This is a genomic window from Candidatus Woesearchaeota archaeon (genome assembly GCA_018303405.1).
GTDB lineage: Archaea > Nanobdellota > Nanobdellia > Woesearchaeales > JABMPP01 > JAGVYD01.
The window spans coordinates 1-20943 of the sequence record JAGVYD010000021.1; the positions used below are offsets into that span (position 1 = coordinate 1).

22 protein-coding genes are annotated in these 20943 nt (G+C 45.6%); 11 read left to right on the forward strand and 11 right to left on the reverse strand.

Annotated elements, in window-relative coordinates; translation table 11 throughout:
* Positions 1 to 163 precede the first annotated feature (163 nt).
* Positions 164 to 364 (forward strand): DUF4258 domain-containing protein, encoded by a 201-nt coding sequence (locus tag J4227_07805; protein ID MBS3110406.1) that lies wholly within the window; start codon positions 164 to 166, stop codon positions 362 to 364.
* Positions 365 to 369: 5 nt separating this feature from the next.
* The gene (locus J4227_07810) at positions 370 to 699 is read left to right on the forward strand and encodes an AbrB/MazE/SpoVT family DNA-binding domain-containing protein (protein ID MBS3110407.1); all 330 of its coding nucleotides are present in this window, start codon (positions 370 to 372) and stop codon (positions 697 to 699) included.
* A 207-nt stretch (positions 700 to 906) separates the two neighbouring features.
* Here the strand turns inward: J4227_07810 and J4227_07815 are convergent, their stop codons facing one another.
* Entirely contained in the window at positions 907 to 2529 is a 1623-nt protein-coding gene (locus tag J4227_07815) for a bifunctional folylpolyglutamate synthase/dihydrofolate synthase (protein MBS3110408.1), read from the reverse strand.
* Positions 2530 to 2747: 218 nt separating this feature from the next.
* Complete coding sequence (locus J4227_07820; protein MBS3110409.1) at positions 2748 to 3587, reverse strand: hypothetical protein; 840 nt, start codon at positions 3585 to 3587, stop codon at positions 2748 to 2750.
* Between the two features lie 335 nt (positions 3588 to 3922).
* Between J4227_07820 and J4227_07825 the strand changes: the two genes are divergently transcribed.
* The 3 genes from J4227_07825 to J4227_07835 all read left to right on the forward strand — a co-directional run bounded on the left by J4227_07825 (position 3923) and on the right by J4227_07835 (position 5944).
* Positions 3923 to 4486, forward strand: a complete 564-nt coding sequence (locus J4227_07825) for a hypothetical protein (GenBank protein ID MBS3110410.1) — start codon at positions 3923 to 3925, stop codon at positions 4484 to 4486.
* 135 nt (positions 4487 to 4621) lie between these two features.
* A complete protein-coding gene (locus J4227_07830; GenBank protein MBS3110411.1) occupies positions 4622 to 5377 on the forward strand; it encodes a hypothetical protein in 756 nt (251 codons plus the stop codon).
* Between the two features lie 120 nt (positions 5378 to 5497).
* On the forward strand, positions 5498 to 5944 hold the full coding sequence (locus J4227_07835; protein MBS3110412.1) for a response regulator: 447 nt from the start codon (positions 5498 to 5500) through the stop codon (positions 5942 to 5944).
* Positions 5945 to 6006: 62 nt separating this feature from the next.
* Here J4227_07835 and J4227_07840 read toward each other — a convergent pair whose 3' ends face one another.
* A complete protein-coding gene (locus J4227_07840; protein MBS3110413.1) occupies positions 6007 to 6243 on the reverse strand; it encodes a hypothetical protein in 237 nt (78 codons plus the stop codon).
* 269 nt (positions 6244 to 6512) lie between these two features.
* Here J4227_07840 and J4227_07845 point away from each other — a divergent pair, with 269 nt between their 5' ends.
* Together J4227_07845 and J4227_07850 are read left to right on the forward strand one after the other, a co-directional pair.
* The gene (locus J4227_07845) at positions 6513 to 7484 is read left to right on the forward strand and encodes a hypothetical protein (GenBank protein MBS3110414.1); all 972 of its coding nucleotides are present in this window, start codon (positions 6513 to 6515) and stop codon (positions 7482 to 7484) included.
* 214 nt (positions 7485 to 7698) lie between these two features.
* Entirely contained in the window at positions 7699 to 9036 is a 1338-nt protein-coding gene (locus J4227_07850; GenBank protein ID MBS3110415.1) for a helix-turn-helix transcriptional regulator, read from the forward strand.
* A gap of 17 nt (positions 9037 to 9053) precedes the next feature.
* Here J4227_07850 and J4227_07855 read toward each other — a convergent pair whose 3' ends face one another.
* The 4 genes from J4227_07855 to J4227_07870 all read right to left on the reverse strand — a co-directional run bounded on the left by J4227_07855 (position 9054) and on the right by J4227_07870 (position 12750).
* The gene (locus J4227_07855) at positions 9054 to 9200 is read right to left on the reverse strand and encodes a hypothetical protein (GenBank protein ID MBS3110416.1); all 147 of its coding nucleotides are present in this window, start codon (positions 9198 to 9200) and stop codon (positions 9054 to 9056) included.
* Between the two features lie 135 nt (positions 9201 to 9335).
* Positions 9336 to 10388, reverse strand: coding sequence for a phosphoribosylformylglycinamidine cyclo-ligase (locus J4227_07860; protein ID MBS3110417.1), 1053 nt, complete (start codon positions 10386 to 10388; stop codon positions 9336 to 9338).
* A gap of 506 nt (positions 10389 to 10894) precedes the next feature.
* Complete coding sequence (locus J4227_07865; GenBank protein ID MBS3110418.1) at positions 10895 to 11719, reverse strand: rhomboid family intramembrane serine protease; 825 nt, start codon at positions 11717 to 11719, stop codon at positions 10895 to 10897.
* A gap of 83 nt (positions 11720 to 11802) precedes the next feature.
* Positions 11803 to 12750 carry a phosphate uptake regulator PhoU gene (locus J4227_07870; GenBank protein MBS3110419.1) on the reverse strand — a complete coding sequence of 316 codons (948 nt, stop codon included), beginning with the start codon at positions 12748 to 12750 and terminating at the stop codon, positions 11803 to 11805.
* A 189-nt stretch (positions 12751 to 12939) separates the two neighbouring features.
* Between J4227_07870 and J4227_07875 the strand changes: the two genes are divergently transcribed.
* The 4 genes from J4227_07875 to J4227_07890 all read left to right on the forward strand — a co-directional run bounded on the left by J4227_07875 (position 12940) and on the right by J4227_07890 (position 17449).
* A complete protein-coding gene (locus J4227_07875; protein ID MBS3110420.1) occupies positions 12940 to 13089 on the forward strand; it encodes a hypothetical protein in 150 nt (49 codons plus the stop codon).
* 299 nt (positions 13090 to 13388) lie between these two features.
* Positions 13389 to 15383: a DNA topoisomerase (ATP-hydrolyzing) subunit B gene (gene gyrB / locus J4227_07880; GenBank protein MBS3110421.1), complete on the forward strand. Its 1995-nt coding sequence runs from the start codon at positions 13389 to 13391 to the stop codon at positions 15381 to 15383.
* Positions 15384 to 15769: 386 nt separating this feature from the next.
* On the forward strand, positions 15770 to 16525 hold the full coding sequence (locus J4227_07885; GenBank protein MBS3110422.1) for a hypothetical protein: 756 nt from the start codon (positions 15770 to 15772) through the stop codon (positions 16523 to 16525).
* Between the two features lie 171 nt (positions 16526 to 16696).
* On the forward strand, positions 16697 to 17449 hold the full coding sequence (locus J4227_07890; GenBank protein ID MBS3110423.1) for a hypothetical protein: 753 nt from the start codon (positions 16697 to 16699) through the stop codon (positions 17447 to 17449).
* Here the strand turns inward: J4227_07890 and J4227_07895 are convergent.
* The 4 genes from J4227_07895 to proS all read right to left on the reverse strand — a co-directional run bounded on the left by J4227_07895 (position 17446) and on the right by proS (position 20905).
* The gene (locus tag J4227_07895) at positions 17446 to 18051 is read right to left on the reverse strand and encodes a rhomboid family intramembrane serine protease (protein ID MBS3110424.1); all 606 of its coding nucleotides are present in this window, start codon (positions 18049 to 18051) and stop codon (positions 17446 to 17448) included. The two genes, J4227_07890 and J4227_07895, sit on opposite strands and share 4 nt — an antisense overlap.
* A 93-nt stretch (positions 18052 to 18144) precedes the next feature.
* Positions 18145 to 18591: a hypothetical protein gene (locus J4227_07900; protein MBS3110425.1), complete on the reverse strand. Its 447-nt coding sequence runs from the start codon at positions 18589 to 18591 to the stop codon at positions 18145 to 18147.
* 215 nt (positions 18592 to 18806) lie between these two features.
* Positions 18807 to 19340: a hypothetical protein gene (locus tag J4227_07905; protein ID MBS3110426.1), complete on the reverse strand. Its 534-nt coding sequence runs from the start codon at positions 19338 to 19340 to the stop codon at positions 18807 to 18809.
* An 86-nt stretch (positions 19341 to 19426) separates the two neighbouring features.
* A complete protein-coding gene (gene proS, locus J4227_07910; protein ID MBS3110427.1) occupies positions 19427 to 20905 on the reverse strand; it encodes a proline--tRNA ligase in 1479 nt (492 codons plus the stop codon).
* Between the last annotated feature and the right edge of the window lie 38 nt (positions 20906 to 20943).

The following is a 20943-nucleotide window of genomic DNA, read 5'->3' on the forward strand; positions in this document are numbered from 1 at the left end:
AGGCCCCATATGAGCTTGAATTACAAAACGCCAAAAGAAGTTTGGGACGAATTATGTAAAGCAGTTTCGTGATGTAAACCAGTTTCGGGATAACAGACTGGTCAATTTGAACAGAAAAGTTTATATAGTATACTATGTATATACTGTAGTTACAGGTGTTACATTGGCAATCTTTTACAGCAAGCATGCAAGAGAAAGGATGGTTTTGAGGGGAATAAGCACCAAAGAGATCGAAGACGCCATCAAAATGGGTTCAAAGCAAATACAAAAACCGGATAAACTCCTTTCAAATTACAGGTATTTTTGCGTCGTATACAAGAGAATTGGAGAAAATACATATATAATCACGGTAAAACCAAGGTGAGAAAAATGAAATGCCCAGTTTGTGAAAAAGGAACATTAAAGCAAGCTAAGGTAAAAGAATCTATGTTTGGTATTTATTTGGGTGAGTTTACTGCGCAAGTCTGCTCAAAATGCGGGGAATCGTTCACTGATGAAAAAACCACAAAAGCCATAGAGTCTGCTGCAAAAGAAAAAGGCATATGGGGACTTGGGCAAAAGACTAAAATTACGAAGACCGGAAATTCACTTGCCATCAGAATACCGAAGGAAATAGCCAAATTTCTGAAGCTTGAAGAGGGCAGCGAGGCTTTTATGCATCCAGATAAAGACAAGCTTATTATTGAATCTTTAGGATAGGGCCATCTCACCTCACGTCCTGCACTTTCTTCACTAGTTTACCACATTCAAAACTGCGATAAGTCAGTTGGCTTTTAAGTTTTGGACTATTTCTGTTTTAGAACTTAAACTGGGTTTCTTCCTCTATAATTATTTTGGTGGCCTTGTCTTAGCAGTAGAATGCGTAAAATGAGATGACAGAAAGAACACATAAATATGCCTGCCTTTTCAATCCTGCCTCCCTTTCAGGTATTTTAGCGCATCGCCTACAACATAAATGCTTCCGGTAATGAGCACCAGGTCCCGCGGCCCGGCCTCGCTTCGCGCCAGCTCAACAGCATCTGCAACATTTGCCGTGAGGGCAAAATTCTTTGTGTACTGCTTCACTTCCTTTGCAAGCTCTTCAGGCTCTGCTGCCCTCTCCTCCTTCACCTTTGTCAGGAATACCTTGTCAGCCAGCGGGCAAAGCTCTTCTATCATGCCCTGGTAATCCTTGTCTTTCATGGCCCCGAAGACCAGCACCATCCTGTCAAACACGCTCTGAAGCCTTTTCAGCTCAATGACGAGGACATTTATCGCAGCTGGATTGTGGGCGCAGTCAACAAGCACATTGTTCTCAATGAAATCAAGCCTGCCTGGCCATTCCGCCGATGCGAGGCCGATTTTTATGCTCCTGTCAGGAAGGTCGATGCCCATTGTTTGCATTGCCTTGGCAGCAGTCACCGCGACTTTTGCATTCTGGTGCTGGAATTCCCCCTTGAGCGACAGGCTCACATTCTTGAGGTCTCCGATATTGAGAATTCTTCTCTGCACTTTGTGCGTGGCAAGCGGAACCAGCTTGCTCCGCTTGGCCTGGCATGTTTCCTTTATCACTGCCAAAGCATCGCCAGTGCAGCCTGTTACAACAGTTGCATTTTCCTTGATGATGCCAGCTTTTTCTGTTGCTATTTCCGCGATTGTGCCTCCAAGGTGCTTTGTGTGGTCAAAGTCAATGTTGGTAATGATTGAAAGGATGGGCTGCGCTGTGTTTGTTGCATCCAGCCTGCCGCCCATGCCAACTTCCACAACAGCGAAATCGACTTTTTCATCCCTGAAATGGAGAAATGCCATTAGGGTCAGGATTTCGAAATAGGTCAGGTCAACCTTCCTAAGGTATGGCCGGACGTAGTTCACAAGCTCGGCAAATTTTTCGTCTGATATTTCCCTGCCATTGATCATTATGCGCTCGTTTATTTTTACCAAATGGGGGGAAATATACCTTCCAACCTTATGCCCTGCAGAAGTCAATATTGCGTCAAGCATTGCGCACACACTGCCTTTCCCGTTTGTGCCGGTCACATGGATAACCTTGTATTGCAGCTGGGGATTGTCCGTGAGCTGGAGGGCCCTGGTCATGTTGGCCAGGCCGAGCTTCATGCCTTTCTGCATCTGGATCCTGTCGAGAAACTGGATGGAGCTTTCATAATCAAGGTATTCGTCATCAAGAAATTGCCTCGAGGCCAGGCTGTCATCATCAGGCTGCTGTTTTTTCAGCATGCCCTGGCTTTTCATCCTTGCCTGGAGCGCGCTGTATTCCTTCCTCTTTACAAGCATCTTTTTTTCCAATGCCTGCCTTATGTCAGCAGCCGCATCCCTGACCTGCGCCTGGATTGCAGCCGGAACTGGAAGCTCGCGTTTCGCATAAATCTCATCTATCTGCGAAAGGAGCTGCCCTGCCAGGGCAGGGTCGTCGTCAGCAAATTGCGCAAGAAATAGCTTGTACCTGGCCAGGCTCAATGCCTCTTTCTCCTCAGTGCTCAGATTTTCATCTGCCAGGCTCTGCACTGTCTGCTCATCCTCTTTTTCATCCATGGCAAGAATTGGGGATATCTAATATAAAAGGTTTATTCTTGGGAATAGGTGTGTTGAAAATATTTGTTTGGCACCATTAATGCGAGCGCCCAATCTGAACTGGTTAACAAGCAAAGGGGATTGCAAGAGGAATTTGCTTCATCATTGCACACATAAACACGCGAGCCGGTGCCAAAACCGAGGCGAAAGCCGAGATTTTCAACACAGCCTTTTAGAAATCAGTCCTTGAAATGCTCCATAATGGTCTCGACCATCTTGTCAGCCATCTCCTGGTTTCTTGTTATTGTTGCCGTAATCTTGTATTTATCAGTGTAGCACAGCTTTGTATAATTTTCAATCCAGTCCAGGTCAAAGGTGTCTGTTGCGCTATTATACACTTTCTCAGTGAGTTTCATAAGCTGCTTGGGAATAAAGGATTCAATTATTATGTCGCCGAAGACTATTATATTCCCAAACGGAGCTGATTTCACGCCCAGCTTTATCTTGGCATTTAGCAGCTTCTCATAGGATTCCTTGCATTTCCTGTCAACCAGGCTGTTTCCCTGCACAAGTATGAACCACTTGTTCAGCTTTGCAAGCATCTTTGCAACCTGGAGATACCTTACGCTCTTTACAGTCTGTATCAGCCAGAGATGCTGGAAGACAAGGTATGCTGTCTTGTTTTTTATTGCGCCAAAAATATTTGAATATGCCGCCTTGGACATGAAAATTGTGGCTTCATTGAGCGAATCAAAGGTGAGATGCTTTGTTGTATTGGGTGCAAGATTGAGGTTAACTGACTCGGAATAGTTTTCTTCGAGTATCCGTGTAAAATGATTAAGCTCATCAATGTAAACCTTGCTTATGGAGAAATCCATGGCCGTCTGCGTCAACACTTTTTGTGACTTGAGCTCATGGACTGCCTGGTACACCGCATGGTATGTAACATTCTTATTATTGTTTTTCACGGCGTTCAGCAATTTGGAAATTGACAGGCCCTTGCTCACACTCAGCTCCTTGATTATGATATCCTTTACAGACAAATTCTTCGGGTGCGGTATCACAAGGCTGAATGGCATTTTCTTAAGTTTTTGTTTCAGCTATTTAAATCTTTGCTTAAACAGGATTAAGAATAATTAGATAATATCTGAGCCCTTCCTACATTTATCGACGAGAAAATACTGTCGTTGATTTTGACCTGTGGCTTAAAGCCCAGGTTAAAAAACGCTTGAATTGCGTTGCGAGTCCTGTGGTGCATTTAATTTTGCAATTTTTGGGCTTGTTGAAAGGCTAAAATTTTGCTTTGACAATCTTGTTTTAGCTGAAGCCATGGACCGCATTTGAATCAGCTTCTGGCAGGGACGCCTGCTTGAAAATTTGGTTTGAATAGCGGAAGCTGCGCAGAAATAATCTTATGATGCGAAGGGAAAAAATGAAGCAGAATGACAAAGAGCAAGATAAGCCGGGCTCATGGAAGAGTCTTTTTACAGTTTCGCCTGAAGAATATGCGAAAAGAAGCCAATTTGAGAAATACCTATGGGGCAATGCGCCTGAACCAGGCTCCGACCCTTTTATTGCTATAATCTATGGAGCAGGGGCAATAGCGGCGCTGGCATTGGCATTTTGGGCTGATTCATGCTCAATGAATAGAAACGAGGATATGGTCAGGGCTCATTTGTCGCCACGGGCCGTTGCCCTTAATTTAACGGATGCCGACGAGAATTCAATGCTTAACAGAAATACAGGGACCCTCAAAATAGGTGATTTGGAATTCACCCTTCGGCACAAGGATGTTGATGCGGATGGAAAATATGAATCTATAATGTATCAAATGGATCCCAATAATGAGGGTAAAACAATTGACCAGTTCCTGATAGAAAAAGACAGTGCAGGAATACGATTCAGGAGATATGAGGTGAAGAAATATTTTACGCCCGGAAAAAAGTATGCCGACAGCACTAAAATTGTGTACAAGTAGAGCGAAGCACGGGCAAAATGTTAACAATTTGTTTCATTTCATTTAACTGTCAGCTTAACCCGGCTTAAGATTCTTGTTGAACAAAGTTAAAGAGAATTTCATAACCTAGATGGAAGGCTGCAAGGCAGGGGAACAATGCTTGAGGACAAATTAGACAGCGATGGGCAGGGACAATTTGAATCCCCTAATAATGCTCTTCCGCAACTCACAGGCCAAAATCTCGAGAACCGGGTCAAGGTGACTTTCAGGGACATCTGGAGGCAGATGAGCTGGAAGGACAAGTTCCTGATAGGCGCGTCAACAGCAGCGTCAGCGCTTATCTCAGGCCCGTTGATGACATTTTCCATTGGGGCCGTGAACATGATAGTCTACAAGCTTCTGCAAAAAAGGATAAAACAGCCAATGAACCGAAAAGGGGTTCTGGCCGAGGCAATCTATGGCAATATCTACACATCCTGGGGGGTTGCGCTTTACAGCGTATTCCACAAGCTTACCAGTGTTGCTTCGAGGCTTCTTTTTGGATTCGGATTCATGTTCCCCGTGTCACTTGCCCTATATTTTCCAATGAAGCACCTTCTTCATAATTACACCTTCAGGGAATTCACAAAAGGAGTTTTCACCGGCAGTGTCTGGAAGGATTCCTATGAGTCCCTGAAAGCCAATTACCCGGGGGCATTCAAGAAAATAATGCTGTACGGGAGCCTTCCCCTTTTCCTGTTCTGGGGATACACTCCTCCCAGCCTTCTTGAATCACAGCCATTGATACATGGAACGGTCGGTGCAGTTGGCAGGGTCGCACTGAAGTACACTGTTGACAAGGATATCAAGACCAAGCTTGGAACTGCCGTGTACGGCAAACCCAAAGAAAGCCAAGCTTATGCGTTGGCATAGCCTAACAATGGAAAACAACAGACAACAATGAAAGATTTCCTTGGAATTGAAAAAGGAATTTAAATTCCGCTGAGGAATACATTAATATATTGATGGCTTATTCTGCGCTTCCGGATAAGCATGGCAAGTAACGGAATAGATATTTTAGTTGTCGATGATGAAGAGGCATGGCGGGATATCCTGTCATACTATGCCGAGCCCTATGGCCTGACAATAAGAACCTTTGAATCCGGCTGGGAGGCAATCCACTATTTACGGGGCTTGCCGTCATGGGACATGCCTAAAGCATACTTTGTGGATATGAGGACAGGGGATGACCATAATGACAGAGCAAGCGAGGCAGAGCTTGAATCGCCGCTGGAGATTTTTTGGCGGGCCAAAGCCAAGGGCGCTGATAAATATTTCAGGTTTCTGACAGGGCATTATTCTGACCATGACGCCCATGTTAAGGGGATTACCAATGCCCAGGTCATACTCAAGGGCGAAAAAGGTGCAAATGGAAAGATAAAACAAGTTCTGGAAGCAGTTTCAGCTGAAAAGCAATACAGTCACAATCCAGGCGCCTGAGAAAAAATATCAGAAACTCCCTCGCGGGAGCCTAAAATAAAAGAAAAAATAAAGGATAAAAATTACCTTCTTCCGGCCCTGGCCATTTTGGCTCTGGAGACGTCGCCCTTCTTGTCTACAAAATACAAGTAACCGGCAACTTTCTTGACTCCTGTCTTGGCAACAGTTTCCTGCTTCTGCCTGCCTTTCTTTCCGCCGCCTCTTGCCATCCTGGCCCTGGAGATGTTGCCCCTCTTGTCAACAAAATACAGATATCCCTTTTCCTTCTTTACGCCGGCTGATGCTACTTTCTCTGCCATACAAATCTACCTCCTTGTTGTTTTACAAACCTATAAGGTTACACCCTCTGAAAATAAGGCTTCACCCTAAGATAGGTTATCACCCTTATCCGAGGCTGATGCAAAGCACCTATAAATATTTTTCGCTTTTGCCGACGGTAATTCCGAGGACAAAGTTGTCATTATACGAGGATAAAAACAAGGCACACCTTCTTACCTCCCAATAATCAAGGTTAATCTGCTCGAATTCCCGGTAAATCTTTTTAAATAATCAATGCTGTCTTTTTCAAATGACTCGAGAATTGCAACAGGAAACAAAGGACCTCCTTGACCGCCTCCATAGAGAGGGTGGCCACACCTTCAAGGAAATGGCACAAAGGGCAGAGATCTCAAGTACATCTGTCATGAATTATATACGTGCACGTGAAAGAGGATACAGCTCCACAACTGAATACCTTAAGGAAAAGAGAAAGAAATACAGACGGAAACATTATCTAAGACATGAACGTTGGGAGGAAGCTATTGCAAATGCCCCGGAGGCAGGCAGAAAATTGGCAGAGATGATACACTCTTACATTACCGAAACCGGAGAAACATTGAAAAAACTGTCATCCAACACCGGAATTCCTTATTCTTGGTTGCGCCGATACAATTATGCGCTGTCATGGCCCTCTGAAGAGCATTTAAATCTGTTAGCTTCGTATATTGAACCAGTTCGGATGTATCGGGACGGAGTGATGAGCAAAACAAATGAAAGGCCTGAGGCAGGGCAGGGAGGTGCAAGAAAGACAGAATATCTCGATGCCTCGCAGTATCGGCAATTACGTGATGCTAGGCAAGCATCAACTCTGGCAAGCAATGGTGGCAAGCCACGAATTGCGCCACTGGGCTTTGAAATTAAAAACATTGTGCAGGAAGATTCAACACTTGATTATATACTCAGTCCAGAGATTGACATGAATCGCAGCAACTCTAACATGGACCCTGAGTTCGTGGCCGAAATCATCAAGAAGCATTTTATCATGAATTTGAGAACCCAGAAATGGCTTGTTGAGCACCTTGACCGCGAATTAACATTAGAGGATATTGTGATTGTCACGCCTTCAAGCAAGAACCCGTACAAGTATCACATCGAGGCAGCCCTGCCCCACGCTATGCAAAAGCAATTCCGCAGGTTTGTGAATGACTTGAAGCGGAAATTGGCGCCTAGCACTGTCAGTGGCCGGCCAAGGCTAGAAAGCCATAAGAATGACGCGCAATAAAGGAAGAAAAAGCCTTATTTGGCTTTTTCCATGATTCTGCTGACAGTTGTGCCCCTATACTTATTTTTCGTTTTAGCCGACGGACACACCGAGGACAAAGTTGTCATCATACAAATATAAAAAGTGGCATTATTTATGCAGCCTGGTTTTTTTTGTGAGTGCGAAGTGAAGACAATAGCTAAATTTTAAAAATGAAACCTGATGCAACAGCGAGATGACACTGCGTCTGACACCACAACAACTTGCACAACTGGACAGGTATTACCTGCAGAGTTCGGGTTTTGAAAGCCTTTCCAGGGAAGCCATTATAGGTTATGCACATAAAATGGCGATTACATCCTATGCTGTCAAGAAGCATTTCCAGAGCATTGAAAGCGGACAGCGCAAGATCCCGGATTATGTAAAGGAACAATTCCAAAAGGGAGAGCCGCTAAAATTTCCGAATAATCGCGAAACTAAACGGCTGGAGGAACTTGCGCAGGCGCCGCCGGATAATATAGCCGTTGCAAGAATCATCGAAGGATATGCCAGGCAAAACAATATGTCACAGAGAGCTATTGCAGATTTGGCACATGTGAGTTACTCCGTGATAACACATTATACCCATGGCTCTTATTTTCCGAGCAGTGAATCTTTGTCCAGGCTTGCAGGCCTTCCCAATTTGCCAGAGCCTGATAGGAAAGTTCTTTTGGCTTACATCAGCCAAATCCAGGCTAAAAAAGAGGCCGCGAAAAAGGGGCACCCCAAAAAAGAAAAGGAAGCATCAAAAAAAGATACTAAGAATATACCCGATGTACCTGGCCCACGAGAAGCTCAGCGCCTTGCACACATTGCCACGCTTCCAGGCGAAAACCAATGGATTGCGAATGCCATACATGGCTATATGGCCGACAATGACTTAGGCATCCATGAATTGTCCAAAAAGTCAGAGATTTCTGTTAAATACATATCCTCTATGCACTATGGCAATATGATTCCCAGCAAAAAAATAGCTTGGCGCCTGGCCAGGCTGCCAAACTGGGATGATTCCGTCAGGGACAGGCTGCTGGATTACGCTGGTGAAATGCAAAACATAGATGCACAAGCACATCCTGAACCAGCCAATGCCAGGCAAAAGACCGGGGCACAGCAAACTTCCCTGGTTGAACGTATCTCCCGAATACCGATACTTGGTTATGATATTGAAGGCATAAAATTTGCGGGAAACACCATTGCCTATAAACTGAAGGAAGAGGCAAGTGGGGAGAATGAAGAAGGAAATCAGGGGCTTGACCCTGAGCTTGCAGCAGCAGACTTAAAGGAACACACTATCAAGGCATTGGTATCAAGCGGGTTTGCAAAGTACTATGACCCAAGCTTTTCCCTGGAGGACATTGTCACTGTAACCCTCATAGGAAAAAAGGGACACTTGTATTATGTTGACACGGGCCTGCCGTCTAAGGCTTACAATGAATTCAGGGGATTTTACCGCGTGCTCAAGAGAGCCCTGGCAAGCCAGTCAAAAAAGGCTAATCATGCCATTAGAAATGAAACGCGTGCCGATGCAAAATAAAGGAAGAAAAAGCCTGTTTAGGCCTTTCCCATGATTCTGCTGACCTTGGTGCCGCACTTCGGGCACTTGCCTTGCATCATTTTCATGCCGTTCTTCGTAATTCTTTCAGTAGGGTTTTGCATCTCAACTTGTTGCTTGCACTTCATGCATCTTCCTGTTACCATTTAGTCCCACCTCGTAACTGGCTTAGGCTTACTAAACCATGATATACGCCAATTGACGTACTAATCATATATAGTTTCAGTTATCATATATATAATTTTCGCAGATTTGTATATGAAATGCCCAAAATTGGTCATTTACCTTATCAGAACTTGCTGGCCGCCTTTTACTATTTTTCCTATTTTAGCGCATGAAAATTTGGCCTTTCTTATTGCTGCCATTGTCTTTGCTTCATCTTTCTGGTCGACTACCAGGACAAATCCAATGCCCATGTTAAATGTGCGATACATATCATCCTTTGGCACTTTTCCAAGCGTTTCAATCATATTGAACACCGGCAAAACCTTCCATGACCTTGTGTCGAGCTCTGCTGAGCATGATTTTGGCAGGACCCTTGGGATATTTTCGACAAGGCCCCCTCCAGTGATATGCGCCATGCCTTTTATGCCAGTTCTTGCATTCATCACAGCCTGCACTGCCTTGAGGTAAGAGGGATGAATGGCCATCAGGGCTTCTTTTATGCTTTGGCCACCCAATCCAGCAGGCTTGTCGTTCAGCTGCATCTTTGCCATGTCAAAAAAAACCTTATTTGCAAGGGAATAGCCATTTGTCTGCAAGCCATTTGAAAATATGCCTATGACTGCATGGCCGGGCCTTATTTCCTTTCCAGTCACGGCATTTTTCCTGTCCAAAATGCCGACGATAAACCCTGCAAGGTCAAAGTCGCCAGGAGAATACAATCCAGGCATTTGCGCTGTTTCTCCCCCTATAAGGCTTAAGCCGTTTGCTTTGCACGCAGCTGCAACACCTTTGACAATCTGTTCCACAACCATCGGCTCTGCCTTGCTGAATGCAAGATAATCCAAAAAGAATAATGGCTTTGCACCCATGACTAATATGTCATTCACGCAGTGGTTTACAAGGTCCTGGCCAACTGTGTCATACATGCCGCTCATTGATGCAAGCTTAATCTTTGTGCCAACACCATCAGCACTTGAGACCAGGACAGGATCCTTCATGCCTGTCTTGCCAATAGAGTACATTGCACCAAAAGCGCCAAAATCAGCCAATACATTCTTTGAGAAAGTGCTTCGGACATGCTCGCCAATCCTCTTTTTTGCAAGGTTGTTCTTGCTTATGTCCACGCCACTGTCCTTGTAGGTGACCATGCTCATTTGAAACCGCCGCATATATAAAAAGGTTCTGACTCGGCTGGCCTTGCCCGAAAAGTGAGTTTGGGCATCAATTTTGCGAAGCCCATTCCCGGAGGGATTAAGCATTTTTCGGGGTTGCAGAGGAGAAAAATGCAATTCGAAGCTGCAAAGCTGAGCAGATGCCCAAACCGAGCCGGAAGGCGAGTTTTCGGGCAAAGCCGACTCGGCTCCTATCAGCATATGTCAAGAACCACCGGTCAGACGGAGTCACTTTGTTCGTCGGTTTGCTAAAGCAAACGACCGGTGGAATGTCATGTTTAGTTCCACAGACCTCGTGGTTAGTTTGGAATGCTTCGCATTCCTAACTCCATAGAAACCTCGCGGTTTCTGGGGCACCGAAAATGCCGTGCATTTTCCAGTGTCCCAAAAATTGTTTCACAATTTTTGAGGACTTGAGCATGATCAGAATTTTCCAACCGAGTGAGAGAAAATGCAAGCAAAGCTTGCCACCAGTCACAGACTGGATGGAAAATTCTGACATTCTATGGCAAGACAGCACTGATTTTGTCCTGCAGGAAGAAAAAGTAAATGCCGTAAATCACCGCAATTGATGCGATATTGATGAGCAATCCCTTTTTCAGCTTGGCCTTGTCCTGGAAATTCAGGAAGAACATGGTGGCCATGACTGAAAGAAAGCCACCAACATGCGCCAAATGGCCTATGCCATCTTCGGCCGGATTCAGGATTCCCGTTATATCTCCATAAATTGCTATCCAGCCCACAACCATGATTGGCAAAGGGACAATAAGCTCGTAAGTCAGGTAAAACGGGTCCATGAGGATGGCGACTGAGACAAGGCCCATGAGCGCGCCTGATGCGCCCACTCCTCCCATGTTCTCGCCAAGCAGGTACAGGCTTATCAGGGAAGAAAATATATTGGAAACAACCAGGGCGCCAAAATAAACAGCGGCTGTCTTCCAGAATCCCAATGTCCTTTCCACGGCACGGCCGAATATGAAAATAGCTGCCATATTCCCGAGCAGATGGGCAAGGTTCAAGTGCAAAAAGCCAGAGGTGATAAGCGTGTGCCATTGGGAAATCTGCAATACGTCTGAAGGATAGTTGGCCAGGGATGACATCGTTGCCTCGCTGAATGTCGAGGAGTAAAAAAATGCTGCAATATTCAGCAAAATTATCATGACTGTGAATTTGGGCTCCCAGACAAACCGAAAGAAATCGGCGAATGGCTTGAACAAATCACCAACCTGCTTCTTTTTGAAAATGATCATGACCAGCGTTATGGGTGTCAGGAGGATATTCCAGATGAATTTCCAGACAAACTGGGATTCAGATTCAATTTCAGCCATTTTGGAGCACTACAGCACCATCTGAATAAATAAATTTCGATTGCCATTTAGCCAGAACGAATTTGTTACAGAAACGATATGCGCTAAATTGTGCTGACAAGCCGTGCAATGTGCTTGATCAGGCCGTTCATGCTCTTGACATAGCCAACTGCGTTTGCCGCTGCAAATGTTGCATTTTGGATGAGGTACTTGTCGCATTTTGCATTTGCCTTTTTGCAGTCCTCTATAACCCTGAAAGCCAGGGCGCGGTCCTTGGTGTAGAAGCTTTTCATGACGCTGATGTGCAGGTCATTGATCTCGCTGAAGAGCTTAACAAACTCCTTGTGGGACTTTTCATTCTTATCAGTCATCTGCCTTATGTACCTGGCTGCCCTTTTTGCCTGGTCGCCAATGCTCTCCATGTGCGAAAATGTTATCCAATAGTTCATGACATCCAGCATGCTCATGTTCATTTTTCTCGCGACCTGCGGGTCGGAGATTGCTTTGCGCAATACCCTGAATGCAAGGAACACCAGCCTGTTGACATCTGAATCCCTGGCATTGATGTTCTCGTAAAGGTCTGTCTCAATTGTTTTCACTGCATCGCTTATCATGCTCCTGATTATCATGTCCACCCGCCTGAAGATGTTCTGGAGGTCTATCTCATCTTCATTCACGATGTCATGGGCGGTAATCCTCTTGGATGTCAAGTCCATTATCTCCAAGCCGCTCAAGTCCCGAAGAACGCTCTTGATGCTGCTGACATTTTCGCTGACATTTGAGCCAATAAGCTCAATGATATTGAAATTCATCAGGTAGGCAGAAATTATCTCGCTCCTTATTGTGTCCAGATCCCTGTTGTCAGTCTCAATTATTGTCTTCTTGATCTCCACCCTCTTGATTTTTTCGCTGGGCATTATCCGCAGCTCCTGCGAATCATCCTCAATAAAGACAGAATCCCCCTTCTCAAGCTTATTTTCAGTTATCCAACTCTTTGGAATGGAGATGACATAAGAATTTTTCCCGAACCTGATGATTCTTCTGGTTTCCATTGCAGTGCGCCTTCCAATCCGGTTATGGAGGAGATTGAATTATTTTCGGACAAATCTATATTTATCCCCCTCATCTATATAGTATATATGTTATATGGCATAGTTATATATTCATCTCTATTTAAAGTTATGCATTGGGATTGAGAAAGACCCTGGGTTGAGAATGAATCGGCCATGGAGGTGGAACCAATGAGAGGTGAGCTAATAGAAACCGGAGACGACTTTTACAAGGTCGACAACATAGAGGAAATGGTAGAGGAAGACGAAATCTCAGCTGCCGAGGAAGGCTTTATGTTTGGCTGGCTTGAGGCCGAGAGCACGGCAGAGGAAGAAGAGTAGCGATAAAGTGATGCATAATTATGGCAGCCCAAAATAAAAAAAAGGCAAAACTGGATTATGCTTTGGTAGCTATCCGGCTTGTATTTTTCCTAAGTATTTTATCCTATTTCTTTGGCCTATTCTGAACTTTGTCACAATCTTTTTTTCCGACGATAAAGAATGCGAAATTTGCCCCAAAAATATATGGTAAACTTTATATACCTCAAGAAATCCGATCTTATCGAGGAAATGCTTCTAACCAGGCTGGATTTTCGGGATAAATTGGCAAGTTAGGGTGGTTGGGCAAGGCAATTTAAAAAATGGAAAGCAAAAGCTATCGCGCAGATGACATACAGGTTCTTGAGGGCCTTGAAGCAGTCAGAAAAAGGCCAAGCATGTACATTGGCTCGACAAATATCAAAGGGCTGCACCACCTGATATACGAGGCTGTTGATAACTCCATAGACGAAGCCCTTGCCGGCTTTTGCAACAAGATAACCGTTATCATCCATAAGGACGACTCTGTCACTGTCGAGGACAACGGGAGGGGCATCCCGGTTGACATGCACCCGAAATACAAAAAGCCTGCCCTTGAAATTGTCATGACAAAATTGCATGCAGGGGGCAAATTTGACAAAAAGGCCTACAAGGTCAGCGGCGGGCTGCATGGCGTCGGCATTTCAGTCACCAATGCCCTTTCAGCAGTCCTTAAGGCGGAAGTGCGCAGGGACGGAAGGCTGTTTTCGCAGACTTATGAGCTGGGCGTGCCTGTAAATGAGATGCAGGACAAGGGGCCGGCGGAAGGCACTGGCACAAGAATCACCTTCAAGCCTGACCCTTCCATATTCGAGGAAACAACCATCCATTATGAGACTGTCGCGGCACGGCTGAGGGACTTGTCCTTCCTTAATCCCGGGCTGAAGATAACAGTAATGGACGAAAGGGATGTCAAGCAGGCAGACTATGAATACAAAGGCGGGATTGTTGACTTTGTCAAGTATCTCAACAAGAATAAAATTGCCTTTGGCAACGTTATTTACTTCACAAAAGAGAAGAACAGCACAAAGGTCGAGGTTGCGCTGCAATACAACGACGGCTACACTGAAAATGTCCTTTCATTTGCAAATAATATCAATACAGTTGAAGGCGGCACGCACCTCACTGGATTCAAGACAGCCCTGACAAGGTGCATGAATGCCTATGCAGAAAGGATGGGTGAAAGGGAAATCAAGCTCACGGGCGACGATGTCCTGGAGGGATTGTCTGCTGTTGTCTCAGTCAAGCTGACCGAGCCCCAGTTCGAGGGGCAGACAAAGACCAAGCTCGGGAACTCTGACATGAAGGGCATAGTTGATTCCCTTGTGAATGATGCTTTCTCATCCTATCTTGAGGAAAATCCCTCCACTGCCAGGCTTGTTGTTGAAAAATGCGTCAATGCCGCAAAAGCAAGGGAGGCGGCCAGGAAAGCAAGGGAGCTGACAAGGCGCAAGAATTATCTTGATTCATCATCCCTGCCAGGCAAGCTGGCTGACTGCTCCAATCGCGACCCAAGCATGTGCGAATTGTACATTGTGGAAGGCGACTCAGCAGGCGGCAGTGCCAAGCAGGGAAGAAACAGGGAATACCAAGCAATTTTGCCGCTGCGCGGAAAAATACTGAATGTTGAAAAGGCGCGCCTGCACAAGGTGCTGACTTCAGAGGAAATCGTCACAACAATCACAGCGCTGGGGACTGGCGTTGGCGAGGAATTCGATGCCAAAAAGCTCAGGTACCACAAGGTAATCATAATGACGGATGCTGATGTTGACGGAGCACATATCAGGACACTGCTGCTCACTTTCTTTTACAGGTACATGAAGCCCCTGGTGGAAAACGGCAATATCTACATTGCACAGCCTCCGCTATACAGGGTCAAGAAAGGCAAGGATCTAACCTATTGCTACAATGATGAGGAATTAAAGAAAATAATTGGCGAGGCCGCAGCTGAATTAAACTTGGTATCAGCAGACGCCAAAACTGCACGGAAAGAAGAGGCAGGGCCAGATGCCGAAGGAGAAGAAGGGGAAGAATCTGGCCAGATTGCCAAGAAAGTCAAAGGCTATGAAATCCAGAGGTACAAAGGCCTTGGCGAGATGAATCCGCGCCAGCTCTGGGAAACAACCATGGATCCTGGCACACGAACGCTTCTGCAGGTCACAATTGAGGACGGTGTTGAGGCTGACCAGATTTTCACTATCCTGATGGGCGACCAGGTAGAGCCGAGAAGGCAGTTTATCCAGGACAACGCGAAGAAAGTTGTCAACCTGGATGTTTGATTTCGTCTATTGTGCAAAGCGTGATTTCTATTAAACATTAAATTAATAAACTAGTAACGATAGTTATACTGCATTGCCGCGGTGAGCATGGGCATTTATACTCTTAAGGGCCAACGTTTAAGCGCAGTGGCTCAATACCTGCGCAGCAGCATAAGGACATCTAAACAACCCGCACTGACAAAGTGGGCCTATTCCCTTTGGGAATATATTTTGAATATTTTGTTTTGAGTGTTTCAATTTTGGCATTATTGGATATATGGTATAGGGCATATTGATTTTATTGTGCAGATGAGCATCAATGTATGAACAGCGTGATGAATTAGCCGGTTTCAATTGTCACTACCAAATAATAGTAAACTTTATAAATAAGCACCTACAAGGCTTTTATGCGGCATCTTGTCAGAAAATGCCGCCAAATCAAGGTGAAGATGGAAATGAGCGAAAACAATATTGCAACTGTTGCCGAGAAACTATTGGAATATCATAATCTTGCTTATGCGCCAAATGCTGTTTCTCCCCAACATCTGCAAAGCAGCCTGGGGTTTATTGAGAGGCAATTGATGTCACATCCTGAATATGGCCTTAACGAACTCACAGGGAGCGAGTTGGAGAGGATCACAGCGACAACTTACAGGGCAAATGGCGAAGATGCCCAAACAAGGACAAAGCTCCGTTCTGCAAAAATTTGGGCAAATTATCTTGCTGATGCCATATATTTTTACCGGATCTTGAATGGTGAGCAGGAGATTGTATCAAGTGATGCAAATGGCGGAAAAAAGATGCTGGTGCAGACAACAGCAGATTTGGCCCACCTGAAAGATGCAGGAGCGGACCAGTATTTCTGGAGTGACCCGCTGTTGCACAGGGCAAGATCGCGCAGAATAAACTCAGCAAGCAGCAAGGATGCCAAGGAGTTAGGGATAAGATTGCCCACTTATTCCGGGATGATTGATGATGTGGCGCAGGACCCGGAAATCAAAAAAAAATATGGGGAAAGCATTGATTTTTACAAAACTTTTATTGGAAGGCGCAAGGGGATGAAGGCTCCAAAGCCAGGGAAGTCAGAGGTCAGAAGTTATAATGAGATGGATTTTGGTGTCATGGCACCAGTCAATATGTCACGAAGAGGGGGCGCTTCATAATCTTATTTTAAATTTCTTTGAGGCAGTACAGCTTTGTCGATTCTGGCAGAATCCTCATTCTGAAGTGATAACTTTATAAATTACTTAGACTTGCTATGCCTCCATGACTTTATACTCAAGTATTGGCGCAATAATGCAGAATAATATGATATATCCGAGGCAGTGAAGTATATGAGCGGGGATGCAGGGACAGGAGGGGAGGCAGGGAACGGCACCAGCCACGGCAATTCCAGCCACAGCAGTGCAGTCGATCTGCTTTATCCTAAACGTGATGAGGGCAAATATACCAGTTTTATGGTTGCCCCCTTTCGCGGATTAAAAGAGATGCTGTATGCAGACCCTTTGGCAGCAGGCAAGGCTGCAAGAAAAGAAGGCAGCAGCACACTTGATGATTTGGCGACTTATTATGCAGGGTCAGCAACTGGCTATGCAGCTGCACAGTTGCCAAAGGCATTTATCCAGGAATATACTGCACCATACCTTGGGGCGTCTGTCTCTGATGTTACATGGAATCCTTATGTTATGCAATTCATAGGCCCACAATTGGAAGGTGGTTCAGGCCTGTCAATGCTTGGGACCTCCTTGCTGCCGTATGTGGCTACGGTGCCAGCCGGAGTGTATTTAATGTACAAGGGAATAGAGAATAAAAACATGTACCAGGTCGGAGCAGGAGTTGGCATTTCCACTTTGCCTCTTTGGAATATTCTTGGCGATATTGCAGTTTCCACAAGCAAAATACTGGGCTATTCCGGCACCTCAGTTGGTTTGGCAACTCCTGTGGCAGCAATTGTGCTCGGGGGCCTGGCCGCAGGGGCAATTTACAAGATTGGGAAAGGCCTGGTCAGGCCTTTGTTAAAAAAGGGCGAAGGGCAGCATCAAGAGGCAGCTCATGGCCAGAATGAAACTGCAGCGGCATCTGCTTAATTAGGAACCTGCATTTCAGGGTAGGATTTTTTGTTGTTTCTTTTCCTGGTTTTTCTCTTTTGCCTCCAATAGAATCCTGCGATAATGCCGAAAGCCATGCCTGACAGGTGCGCAACTGCACCTATATTTGTCGGAGCGAGTGCAATAATCAGGTTTCCAATTGCCCAGGCAACTGCTGCAAGCCACATTCTCATCGGGATATAGGAGATCCAAATTACCATTTTGGGCCGCAAGACAGCAAGCATCCCCAGTATTGTGTAGACCGCGCCTGATGCTCCCAGGGATGAGCTGTAGAAAGGCAGGGTTGCAATATTTGCGAATACCCCTCCTATGAAAAAAAGCCAGAGAAAATTCCTGGAGCCAACCTTTTTCTCAAGGATAAGGCCAAATAATGCAAGCGCAAACATGTTGTAGGCCAAATGCACAAAGCTTCCGTGCAGGAAAATGGAGGTTAACAGTATCCACGGCCTATAAAGCACCTCCGAGCTGTTCATCATGAATTCCGAGGTCACTGTTGCAGAAATCTTCTGCAGCATGAAAGCGCCTATACAAATAGCTGCAAGCTTAAGCGCCCACCAGCTGAACCTATTGTTTCTGGCCATATCCATCAATCAAACAAGCTTCGGATTAAAAAATTAATCATAATATAGAATAATTAAACAATTATGTAACTGCTATGGCTATCTGGAAAACACTTATTCCCTTCGCATGCCATGCATGCTTTGGCCTGTGCTTTTCTGGAGAGTCTTGTCATGCAGGAAATAAAGCATAATCACAAAGGAAAAGACAAAAATGAAGAATCCTGAAATAAGCTGGGTGGCATAATTGTCGAGCTCTTCCCCATTGGCTGATGCAGCAAGGCTTCCCGTGTTCAATGCCTGGATTTGCTCGCTCCTTGAATCATACTGGCTTTTTGTAACCTGGGCAATGGCTCCGCACATGTCCTCGGAACCGCATACGCCTGCACTTTCCTCTCCATAGAATGGGCAGCAGACTTCGGTTTCCTGGCAGGGGATATCCAAAGAGCAAAGCTCCTGCACCCCGGCACCCAGGGAAACAAATCCAGTTATTCCCTTTCCAACAAGGAACAATCCGGCCAGGCCAATTGCAAACAAAAATGCGATGAATGTTTTGGGCTGCATGGTTCCAGTATGGCACTATTTAGTATTTAAAATTTGTGTGCGGAATGTCCTTGTCCGAAAACCCGCCTTCCGGCTCGGTTTGGGCATCCGCTCAGCATTGCAGCTTCCCATGCATTGCATTTTTCTCCTCTGCAACCCCGAAAAATGCTTAACCCCTCCTGGAATGGGCTTCGCAAAATTGATGCCCAAACTCGTGCGGAATTGTTGCCAGAAATTCAATTGACCTTGAAATCCAGGGCTTCCATCACTTTGTCAAGCTGGTATTCCATTTTCAATTTTTCCCACTTTTCGCTCGAAATCCGCGGGTCATTTGGGACCAAGCCTGTGACGCCGAGCAGGCCAGGCTGCCGTTTCGTGTATTTCTCAACCTGCACAACAATCCTGACATCATCTGCCGTGAGCCTGCTGCCATCCTGGTCATTGAAAAGAGAGGCTGATGTTGCGCTTGCCAGGTTTATTGAATCATACAAGTTGCGTGTCTTGGTCTGGCCGAGAAAGCCGAAAATCTCATTGTAATCAACTTTGCTGCCCTCAAGGTAGATTGGGTTTGGGTCAGCGCCGTGCAGGAACCTGCTGTATGAAGTTGATATGTTCGAGTCTTCTGTTTCCTCGGCTTCCGCCGCGCCTGCCACATCATCATTCAGCTCTTCAATTGCCTGTTCAACTTCAGACATAGAAATAGCCCTGATTGCCCGCATTTCCTCCAATTCCCTCTCCACAGTTGACTCCAATTCCGGTGTTGTTGCCATAAAAACAGCTCCAAGGAATAGCCAATATCCCAAGAGTTTAAGTGCCCTTGAATTAATATGCTTGATAAATTTGCTTAATATCTTTTTTAATACGCCTTTGCGAAGTATACATTAAACTTGCCTTGCTTGCCGCAATGCACGCATGCCCCTGTTGATTTTTCATTTCCAAAGGGAATGCATCTCGCGGTTATGCCGCCTGTTTCCTCTTTCAGCGCTGTTTCACACTCAGCCTCGCCGCAGAACGGCGCAATTGCCCAATTCCTGCTTTCAATAGCCTTTGTGAGCTCATCCATGCTTTTGGCAGGCACAGTCCTGTCTGAAATCATTTTAGCCGCCTTTTCGAATAAGGCTTTTTGCATGTCTGCCAGAATTGAGCTGATTTTGCTTTCAAGCATGCTTAGTGCAACTGTCTCCTTGGCACCAGTGTCGCGCCTGACCAAAACTGCCTGCTTTGCCTCGATATCCCTTGGTCCCATCTCGAGCCTGATAGGGACACCCTTTAATTCCCATTCATTGAATTTCCAGCCAGCTGAATACTCATCCCTGTCATCCAGCTTGACGCTGAAGTTCTTCGACAATTTCTCAAAGACTGCCCTTGCCTCCTTCATCACATTTTCCTTGCTTTTATCAAAGAATATCGGGACAATCACAACATGGATAGGCGCAACCATTGGAGGCAGGACCAATCCCTTGTCATCGCCGTGCATCAGCACTATTGCGCCCACCATCCTGGTTGAAATGCCCCATGAATTTTGCCACGGCGCATGGTATTTTTCATCCTTGCCAAGGAATTTAATGTCAAATCCCTTTGCAAACCCCTGGCTAAGGGTATGGCTGGTTCCCATTTGCAATGCCTTTCCGTCCGGCATCAGGCTTTCAATTGTTGTCGTGAACATTGCGCCTGCAAATTTCTCATGCTCGGTTTTTTTGCCTTTAATGACAGGCACAGCCAAGAGCTCATGCGACACTTTTTCATATTCATCAAGAATTTGGAAGGTTTCCTTGTCGCATTCTTCCCTTGTTTCATAAACGCAATGGCCTTCCTGCCAGAGAAATTCCCTGGAACGTATGAATAATTTGACATCCTTGACTTCCCAGCGAATGATGTTGCACCACTGGTTCAGCCTGAGGGGCAAGTCCCTCCATGACCTTATCCAGCGCGAATAGGCGTCGTAGATGATTGTCTCACTTGTGGGCCTGAGGGCATACCTGTCTTCTGACTCGCTCTTCCGCTCAACCCATGCAACCTCCGGGGCAAAGCCTTCAGCGTGTTCAGCCTCCTTCTTGAAAAATGATTCAGGGATGAACAATGGGAAGTAAGCATTCCTGACCCCCATTTTCTGGATTCGGCTGTCAAAGAATTCCTGTATCTTCTGCCAAATGGAATAGCCGTATGGCCTTATTATCATGCATCCTTTAATCGGCGAATAATCAGCAAGCTCTGCCTTGAGGCAAACCTGGGTGTACCATTCAGGCATGTCGTCGGATTTTTTGACAGTTATGCCTGTTGACTTTGCCTCTTTGGCTGTGCCCTTTCCATTTTTCACGGCCTTGCCCGGCAGCATTGGCAGCTTGTTTTCCCTGTCCATGCTTTTTTGGTTGG